Here is an 8,397-nt window from a genome sequence, read left to right as displayed (position 1 = left end):
GAAAGTCGGGAAAGTCCGCACAGCAGACATCGACGGTGTTTTTTGTGCGTCAATCTGGATGCGGGTGCAGCGAAAGTCAGCTATGAGCCCTTGTGTTCAATTTTCTGCACAGCGGCGAAAGTCCGCTTCCCGGTTCTCACCACCGAGATTACCTCAACAGTTGTGAGAATTGCAGCAACAAGCTTTGATGTCTGCTTTTGTCCGTATAGAACTGTTAACGACCACTGCAGGCGCCGATTTTTGTAGTGCACGCCAAAGGAATAGTTATCCGAGAAGAGTTAAATTTTGCTCTGACTTCAGATACTTAATGACTGACATGCATTCCTTCCTCAATCAATCGATTGATTGCGACAATGTCCTGATCCGGCGTGTCGACCATCGTCAACCTCGACAGATTAGGAAGGTCTGACACAATTGATAAGTCGCGAAATTCAGTATCCGAAACGATGAGCTGAACAAGGTTTTCATGGTTGGACAGAGGAGTGAAATCCTCAATCGGGGTATCATCCAAAAAGAGCCACTTGAGAGATGTTAAACGCGCAAGTGGAAATATGTCTGAGACAGGATTGCCCCCCAAGCCCAGAGTTTCAAGAGATGTTAAGTTGGCCAGCGGAGAGATATCGCTAACCGCATTGTGTCCGAGCGTTAGCCTTGTAAGCGCGTTCATTTGAGATAACGCTGTAATGTCAGAAATCCGATTTCCGCTTAACGAAAGGACTTCCAAATCCGGCATGTTTTGAAGAACCGAAATATCGTTTACCGATTGGTTCGACAATTCCAATTGCCGTAGTTTTGTTAAGGCGCGCAAAGCAGAGATGTCAGTAATCCCTACAACGCGCGCTGTCTCGGGGGTGCTTTGACGGGACATAGAAAATGTTTCAAGCGACGTTAATTCAGCAGCGAAACTAATATCGAAATTATCGTTGTAATCGACCCGAAGATACCTCAGGTTTTTCAAACCCGAGAGCGGACTGTAATCTGATACAATCGTGCGACTGAGTGACAGGTATTTCAGCTGAGTGAACCCAGCGATGCTGGAAATATCCGATACCTGGCTGTCGGTCAGATAAAGTTCCTGCAGATTTGTAAGTGCCGCGATAGCATGCAGACTTGTGACGTTCGTCCCATAAAGCGTCAGCGTTCTTAGACCCGTTAGTTGGGATAAGGGGGATAGATCACTTACGCCCGTTTGGTACAAGCTAAGGCTGATCAAAGATGTCATGCCAGACAGCGGGCGGACATCGACAACGTCAGTATAACTTAGGTCAAGATGTGTGAGGGGTTCATCCCGTAAGGCAGAGAGATCACGAATCCCGTGAACAGATCTGAGGTTCAACTTTTCGCCATCGAACGCTGCATTGATGCTTTCGATATCATAGGCATCGAGGGTCGGGTTGTCGGCGGCCAACCGGTCAGCAAGCGGAGCAAGCAAAGGATTACGCACGGCGGCGAGATCACAGGTCGCCTCTACCACCGTATGATGAACCATTCCATAGGCAAGCGTATCATCGATGCTATTATCTATCACGACTGAATAATGTGCCTGACCTTCATCGTCGATAAAGCCATAACTTATTCTTACTGGCAAATTATTGGGCATCTCCGCCTTGACTAACGGACCACTGTCATTTCCCGATCTAAGCAAACGTGTGTGATTAGAATTTTGATTACATATGAACGCGTCGGTGTTGGCGGGTAGAAGGGGATCCTGCATGGTGTCAGCGACGGCCCCACACGTCGACGCAACGAATGCAGTCAGAGACAGAATGAATTTATACATTGGTTTTCCTTGATGTCTCACCTTTGACTATCGAAGTGAGCTCAGTTCTTTCGGATAGCTGTGGTCGTTGGCTATTCGCCTGAAATATCAGCTGCATTCCGGCCTTCACTATGTAACATCAGGACGACTTGTCTGGCAAAATCATAGTGCCCTTCAACAGACCGGCGCACCCAAAAAGAGATCACCCAGTCCTCAAGACTTAGACTGTCGTTATCGCTCCGCGCTCTCAAACAAGCATTCGGGTAGGACTCTAAGTTGAGCTTAGACAATGCGATTGATAAGGGATCCAATTCAAACCCATTTTCGTCCACTTGATCGAGCAAGGGGCGAGGGGCAGAAAACTGTAGGGCGATCTCCGCTAGAACTTCGTCGCGGTTTGGAATTTCGTCAATTTGCTGACGATAAAAGTTGAAAACAATTGTTGCTAGCCTATAACGTCCGACCAGATCAGCACGATCGAAAAGTATGTAATGAGCCGCTTCTAAAAAATTGCCTTCAAACACAGGTTTGAGATGGCGGTGAGTGCCATAGGAACCTTGATAAACGACGGGAATGACGTCGGCGCGAAGATAGACGAGTGACTGTATGATTTCTTGTTCACGAGATGACAGGCCACAACCTTCCCCGAAGCCCTCCCACAGATAACCACCGGGTAGTTCGTTCGCAGCTCGAAACAAATCATTCTCCGACAACGCGGCATCAAGGCTCGCCTTGGTGTCAGCGTCGACATCTGACCAATCAATGCCTGCGACGGGTAACGCTTCAGAACCAGAATGCAGGGGGACCCTGCCGGTTTCGTAAAGTACTTTCAGACCAGATTGCGCATATGCATCACCTAGTTCCGCCGCCATTTGAAACCATTTCGCCGCTTCTAAGTCGTCCTGCGGAACACCCCTGCCATTTTCATAAATAAAGCCGAGGTTGGCCTGAGCTCTCATATCGCCCTGCTCTGCAGCCAAGCGGAACCAACGCTCAGCTTCGGCTAAATCCGGCGTAACACCTCGACCTGTTTCGTAAATGAATCCGAGGTTTGATTGTGCCTCAGCAAATCCTTGTTCTGCAGCCATCTGAAACCAATGCACCGCCTCGTCAATTTCCGCCCCCCCCCCGTAACGAGCTAGGTACATAGTACCCAGCTTGTTTTGCGCACGTGGGTCACCTTGCTCGGCCAGCAGGGATAACATGTCGATCGCGTCTGAATAGTCGCCAGCTTGATCTGCCTCAAGTATGTCGGCAAATTCCTGTGCATGGGTCGCGGCCGGGTTCCATAACATTAGCCCAACAACGATCGATTTGAATACTTGCAACTAGGGGCCTGCCTTAATGACTTGGTATGGTGTAAAACGCAGATGGATAATGCGGTCAAGTCGAGTTTTGTCAGCATGAAGCGAGTTGTTTGCAGTCCTGTCAAAAGCGGCCGTTCTTTCTCAGCCATTTGTAAACCGATTGTTGCTGTCGTCCGATATGGGAAGCGGAGCATGTTGTTCGATCATCTTTGAGTAGCCTTCGGTGCGCTCGTTCAAACCGATGAACTGATAGCACTGGATACCAAGCATTCCTTTCGCGATCTCGGGCATGTCCGGGTGATCACCGTCAAGGTGGCGCTTGGGCCGCACTTCGTTTCGCTGGCAATAGTCCTGCGGAATTTTTATAAAGCGGACATTGGCGCAGCCGCAGTGAACGGCAACAAAGTCCGCTTAGCAGACATCGACGGCGTTTTTTATGTCTCGATCTGGATGCAGGTGCGGCGAAAGTCTGCTAAGAGCCTTTTTTACTGAATCTCTGTGCCGCAGCTAAAGTCCGTTTTGGGAAATTGAACAGATTGCGAACTGGAGGCACAGCCTATAGGTGGTAGTGGTCTTAACCAATGAGTTGGGGACAGTTTTGCTCAGAAAAGCCCAGAAATACATGGCCCGAAAAAAACTCACCCCGAGTTTTCATGAAGCTGTATTTGAAGGGCAAGTTGACCTTGTAACTGAGATGCTTGAAGTTGATCCAATGCTGGCTGTAACCGCTAAACAAGACGGAACACAAGCTATTCATCTCCTTAACACTTGCGCTGCTGACGAAATTCTTGATCTACTTTTATCGCATGGTGCGGATGTTATGTCCCGGAACAAGGGTGGGGTTACGCCGCTACACACTGTCATCGATGAAGACGCTGGCCTGAAACTCATCGCAAACGGAGCGGATGTTAACGCTACAGATTTGCGCGGTCTTACACCGCTTATGAGTATCGCTGAACAACCTCAACATAGCTTGCCTATTGCGATGGTATTAATAAAAGCAGGTGCAGAACTTGCAAATCGAGATCAGGCTGGTCGCACTGCACTCGATATTGCGCAGTCGAATGGTGCGCATGAGTTGACCCATCTGTTCATGAAGGCTGGTGCATTGTGAAGCGGACGTTAGATTTGAGACATCAAAGGTCCGAAAAGGTCCAAATAGCGGTCATCGACTGTGTTTTTATGTCCCGATCTGGATGCAGATGCAGCGAATGGCGGCTAAGAGCCGATTTAACCGGATGCTGCGCTTTCGAAGAACGTCTGTTGTGTCAACTCTTCGACATTTAGGCCAAAGACATGACTTTGCTGTCAGGATTTCAAGGATAGGTGGAGCTTTCCGGCGAAATGTTGGGCGTCATACTGCCGTCCTCCAACCATGCCTCAAGCTGAGGCAGCAGGCCAACAACTTCCTCGCTCAGTTTATCCAGCGAATCTTGGTCGTCCCAGATATCGTCAAACTTGTACCAGCCAACAAGCTTTTCCATCCGTTTGGATTTGGTAGGGCCAATGCGGTCTTGTCTCAGTGCTGGAAGCATCCCTATTTCAATTCTGTCGCGGGGAACCGAAAAACCATTCAGTCCTTCAAGGGGACCAACATAGCGGGCCACATTTAGGATGAAGGCACCTCCCTCCTTCCAGAACTGAATATCCACGACATCAAGCGTATCTCCGCGATCACGTCGGAAATTTGGACAATCTACAACATAGCCCGCCTCGGCCATGGCAGGTTCAAGAATCAACTTGAAAGACTTCCGGAGTTTTCGCGATTTGCTAGCCATGGCGACCTCGATCAGTTTTGACATTACAAGCAAGCGCATGTCATTCGGTCAAGTGGCAATTATCGACGTGCCAGACTATCAAGTGGCTTCAGATTTCATGGATGGCGAAACAGCAAAGCCAGCAGTGGTGCGGATGCCCCCAAAGTCCTCAAAGTTCTGCACAGAAGACATCGACGGCGTTTTCTATGTCCCGATCTGGATGCACGTGCGGCGAAAGTCGGCTTCGAGCCCAAAACGCCCAATGCTGCGCTGCACATTAAGGTCTGCAATAGGTCTTAATTTTGTTTTATTGAACAGCGATAGGTGACGCATACAATGGCGGCAGCCAAATATATCTATAAAAGTTATGCCAGTAGAATTTAATATCCTTCCGAAGCGCGGCCTAGTTGTCGTTCGATACTCTGGCTACGCCACCGTCAACGATACATTGGCGGCAACAGAAGCCTATGTTTCGCATCCAGAGTATGTTGCGGGCCAAAAACAACTGGTTAACATGACTGAGGTGACTGGTTTCGAAAAAAACTATGTTCAGTTTATGGGTATGCAGGCTCAAAAAACTGAACGGCTAGTTCGCTCTGATTTGCAATCGCTCGTCGCATACATCGCCCCTACCGACACTAGTCGGGCCTTGAGTGCTATGTTCGTGCGGTCCTGGATTGACATAGGTTCTGTTGTACCGCTGGTCCAAGATTCTGAATCCGAGGCGCTTGCCCTTTTGGGTCAGCCAGAAGAAACACTTGATGCTCTACTGGCAACATTGGCAGCTTGACCTAAATCTGACAGACGAACAACTAACGCCGTTTTGACTGTGACCCCGGCGAATTGCGGGCCTTTGGTCCTAAGTAGACCTTCAATGCAACAATTTGAAAGGCGGGTTTTCCCCACACCGGACATCTACGGCGTTTTTCATGTCCCGATCTGGATGCAGGCGCAGCGAATGTCGGCTACGAGCCCAGACTACCTGATAGTTTTCGACCCACGACGCTCGCTAAAGCTAGCAACAGTGGCAGAACGATCAGCCAAGCAACCAAGACCAGAGACTTCCAGAATGTTGTGTTTGGAGCTTGTCCAGCAGCTATAACAAAGACCGAGACTAGGACTAAGATGCTAACGATACATCGAAAAATTGATTTCGTTATCGTTCTCCAAACAAACGTTGAAGCGATCTTGTTCGAAACAAAATTATAGATATGAAACAAGGAATACATGGGTCAGACGTAGGCCCTTCTTTGATTGACTACAACGTTTCTGAAATTGACTAAACGGTAACAAATTCCGCATAGCAGACATCGACGGTGTTTTTTGTACGTCAATCTGGATGCGGGTGCAGCGAAAGGCGGCTTCGAGCCCAAATTACCCATTAGCAACTGTCAATTTGTTTCGTGCAGAGCACTACCTTTGTATTTACAGTCAAAGCGATTTTGCATCTCATCAGCGGCAACTTTACGCAGAGCGTCAGCACTTAAGTTTGTTTGCTCCAACTCCGGCACAATCGCCGAGGACGCACGGTTCGTGTCCATACTCGTGATCATGGCGATGGCCTGCTGACGACTGATTTCATTTACAGCGGGCTCAAAAAAAGCGTGGGCGGCCCGTGCGTTGGCATCCGTTGCCTCCGCAGTGTCCAGTACGTTGCAACGATAAGTCATGATCAGTTCACCGTCATTCGTTGGGTAGGAGAAATCGGCCGAGGGATTAGAAATCAAATCCAACATTGCCATTATCCCGATGATCAAAATCCCCACAGATGCAGCTGCTACTGCCATTTTCCGTTTCATGAACCATCCATATAAAAGTGCTTTCTGTCAAAACTCTGACGACGAATAGCGGTATTGGCAAGGTCCGGAAAGTCCGCTTAGCAAACATAGACGACGTTTTTTATGTCCCGATCTGGATGCCGGTGCGGCGAAAGTCGGCAATGAGCCCGTATTGACCAATTTCTGCAACGCAGCCAAAGTCTGCAAGGAACTAACGCGGGTCAAGCTTGAACAGAAGTTCAGCAGTGAGTTTATAACAGGCTTCGCGAGTTCAATGAAATTTGCAGACGACTGGAGTAAAACGTGCAGGACAGTTATGAGGCCAAGTTCGTAAAGCTAGAACGTTTGCTTGAAGTCATCTTAAGTGATCTGAAATCAAATACTCCTCCTACGCATTGGACCAACTGGATGCGAGTGGCGCTGAAGTATATAAAGCGCAGGGACCTTGCAGGTGTCCGGTTCTTTTTGTCTGCACACGGGGGTATGGGAAGCTTCAACGACTGGGCACCGCTTGGCGCTGACGGTTGGAAAGCCGATACGGAAGCGCGTGATCTAGCAATAAGTCTCTCAAGCAAGAGTCTGTTCGATTCTGAGATCGACCTAATTTTCGAACATAGAGAGACACTTAAGCACTAAGCTGACATTGATAAAAACTTTATGTGCGGCGGCTTCGTCCGCTTAGCAGACATCTACGGCGTTTTTCATGTCCCGATCTGGATGCAGATGCAGCGAATGTCGGCTATGAGCCCTTCTTAACCTGCTTTCTGCAATGCAGCTAACGTCTAGCCTAACCGTTGAACGCCAATGCATTCAATCGAGATGCATAAGTGTCTAACATCATATTTTGCCAAAATTCATCAAGAGTGTTTGCTATAGCAACGCAGTCGACGCCCGGCCCATTTGCCACAATCCTCAATTCTAGGCTTGCTTGCGTATCGATCAAGAAATCGGTTCCCATTCCATCTGCCGAAATAGCAATATATCTTGGACTAGAACTTGCAGATGCATTTGCGGGACTTTGCATAGTCTCTCGAACGATATCACGGAAAAAACCAGTCTTATCATCGGCGTCCGGTGTTAGCCCAAACAACTCATACCCATTGCCAAGCATTGCTCCATGTGACGCGATAAACTTACGGTATTCTTCTGGAAAAGCGACACCAAGTTTCTGTTCCGCAGCGAGAATGAGATGTTCTTGAACTGGTCCAGCGACAAAATATGACGACTCGTTGTCTTGCTCTTGCGCGCTGTCGAAGTAATCTGGCCCCACGTGTTGCGCATCTTTTACAAGGTCGTTGATAGTGTCCATTTCATCTAACCCTAGTTTCATTTGCGCGATCATAAACAACTTACCAAGGTCCGAAAAGTCCGCATAGCAGACATCGAAGATGGAAAACTCATTCATCCCACGGCCGCAACGGTGGCAACCGGTCATCAACAACCCAGGACGTCAGATCGTTCCCAATCTGAAACGTTGTCCGCAGTTCCAGCAGTGCCGACCGGAACAGCAACCAATGACGCCGACGCGCTGCCATTTGAGCCGCACCGCCGCGCACAATGATTGGGCAGTACATCACAGGCTCCGCCACCCGGACGCCCTTGCGATTGACCCGCTCCTGCGCAGGCCAACCCGCACCGAACAACTCTGAGGAATTTGCTGTTTTAGCCATGTGGCCATGTTGGTTGGATACCCATTCGCGCGGGATCACCGATGTCTCCACCCGCCACTCTGGCAGCGTGCCGGCGCGCGCATGCTCTACAATGGTCAAAGCCATACGCTGACCACCGCAGCCTTC

At 49.1% G+C, this 8,397-nt stretch carries 9 protein-coding genes and 1 pseudogene; 3 read left to right on the top strand and 7 right to left on the bottom strand.

Annotated features, from left to right (window positions below):
- Positions 1–304 precede the first annotated feature (304 nt).
- The 3 genes from DS901_RS00060 to DS901_RS00050 all read right to left on the bottom strand — a co-directional run bounded on the left by DS901_RS00060 (position 305) and on the right by DS901_RS00050 (position 3,396).
- Positions 305–1,780: a leucine-rich repeat domain-containing protein gene (locus tag DS901_RS00060; protein ID WP_113774893.1), complete on the bottom strand. Its 1,476-nt coding sequence runs from the start codon at positions 1,778–1,780 to the stop codon at positions 305–307.
- Between the two features lie 71 nt (positions 1,781–1,851).
- Positions 1,852–3,054: a tetratricopeptide repeat protein gene (locus tag DS901_RS00055; RefSeq protein WP_113774892.1), complete on the bottom strand. Its 1,203-nt coding sequence runs from the start codon at positions 3,052–3,054 to the stop codon at positions 1,852–1,854.
- 153 nt (positions 3,055–3,207) lie between these two features.
- Positions 3,208–3,396, bottom strand: a complete 189-nt coding sequence (locus DS901_RS00050) for a hypothetical protein (protein WP_258546605.1) — start codon at positions 3,394–3,396, stop codon at positions 3,208–3,210.
- Between the two features lie 232 nt (positions 3,397–3,628).
- Between DS901_RS00050 and DS901_RS00040 the strand changes: the two genes are divergently transcribed.
- Positions 3,629–4,180 (top strand): ankyrin repeat domain-containing protein, encoded by a 552-nt coding sequence (locus DS901_RS00040; RefSeq protein WP_181820690.1) that lies wholly within the window; start codon positions 3,629–3,631, stop codon positions 4,178–4,180.
- Between the two features lie 202 nt (positions 4,181–4,382).
- Here DS901_RS00040 and DS901_RS00035 read toward each other — a convergent pair whose 3' ends face one another.
- Positions 4,383–4,868, bottom strand: coding sequence for a hypothetical protein (locus tag DS901_RS00035; protein ID WP_147249813.1), 486 nt, complete (start codon positions 4,866–4,868; stop codon positions 4,383–4,385).
- Between the two features lie 322 nt (positions 4,869–5,190).
- Here DS901_RS00035 and DS901_RS00025 point away from each other — a divergent pair, with 322 nt between their 5' ends.
- Complete coding sequence (locus DS901_RS00025) at positions 5,191–5,613, top strand: hypothetical protein (protein WP_113774887.1); 423 nt, start codon at positions 5,191–5,193, stop codon at positions 5,611–5,613.
- Positions 5,614–6,214: 601 nt separating this feature from the next.
- Here DS901_RS00025 and DS901_RS00020 read toward each other — a convergent pair.
- Entirely contained in the window at positions 6,215–6,622 is a 408-nt protein-coding gene (locus DS901_RS00020) for a hypothetical protein (protein ID WP_113774886.1), read from the bottom strand.
- A gap of 282 nt (positions 6,623–6,904) precedes the next feature.
- On the opposite strand from DS901_RS00020, the gene DS901_RS19100 reads away from it, so the two are divergent.
- Positions 6,905–7,237, top strand: a complete 333-nt coding sequence (locus DS901_RS19100) for a DUF6966 domain-containing protein (protein WP_113774885.1) — start codon at positions 6,905–6,907, stop codon at positions 7,235–7,237.
- 151 nt (positions 7,238–7,388) lie between these two features.
- On the opposite strand, the gene DS901_RS00010 is transcribed toward DS901_RS19100, so the two are convergent.
- Both DS901_RS00010 and DS901_RS18615 read right to left on the bottom strand, forming a co-directional pair.
- A complete protein-coding gene (locus tag DS901_RS00010) occupies positions 7,389–8,006 on the bottom strand; it encodes an SMI1/KNR4 family protein (RefSeq protein WP_181820689.1) in 618 nt (205 codons plus the stop codon).
- Positions 7,999–8,397 (bottom strand): annotated as a pseudogene (locus tag DS901_RS18615) (hypothetical protein); the annotation flags it as partial. The pseudogene DS901_RS18615 and the gene DS901_RS00010, both read right to left, overlap by 8 nt.

This window comes from Loktanella sp. D2R18 (genome assembly GCF_003318235.1).
Classification (GTDB): domain Bacteria; phylum Pseudomonadota; class Alphaproteobacteria; order Rhodobacterales; family Rhodobacteraceae; genus Yoonia.
Note: the sequence above shows the minus strand (reverse complement) of the source record. Positions and strands in the feature narration are given on the sequence as shown.

Excerpts from the sequence above, each read along its gene's own strand:
- DS901_RS00035 (WP_147249813.1), bottom strand. The coding sequence starts at position 4,868 with ATGTCAAAACTGATCGAGGTCGCCATGGCTAGCAAATCGCGAAAACTC.
- DS901_RS00020 (WP_113774886.1), bottom strand. The coding sequence starts at position 6,622 with ATGAAACGGAAAATGGCAGTAGCAGCTGCATCTGTGGGGATTTTGATC.
- DS901_RS00060 (WP_113774893.1), bottom strand. The coding sequence starts at position 1,780 with ATGTATAAATTCATTCTGTCTCTGACTGCATTCGTTGCGTCGACGTGT.
- DS901_RS00010 (WP_181820689.1), bottom strand. The coding sequence starts at position 8,006 with ATGAATGAGTTTTCCATCTTCGATGTCTGCTATGCGGACTTTTCGGAC.
- DS901_RS00055 (WP_113774892.1), bottom strand. The coding sequence starts at position 3,054 with ATGTTATGGAACCCGGCCGCGACCCATGCACAGGAATTTGCCGACATA.
- DS901_RS00025 (WP_113774887.1), top strand. The coding sequence starts at position 5,191 with ATGCCAGTAGAATTTAATATCCTTCCGAAGCGCGGCCTAGTTGTCGTT.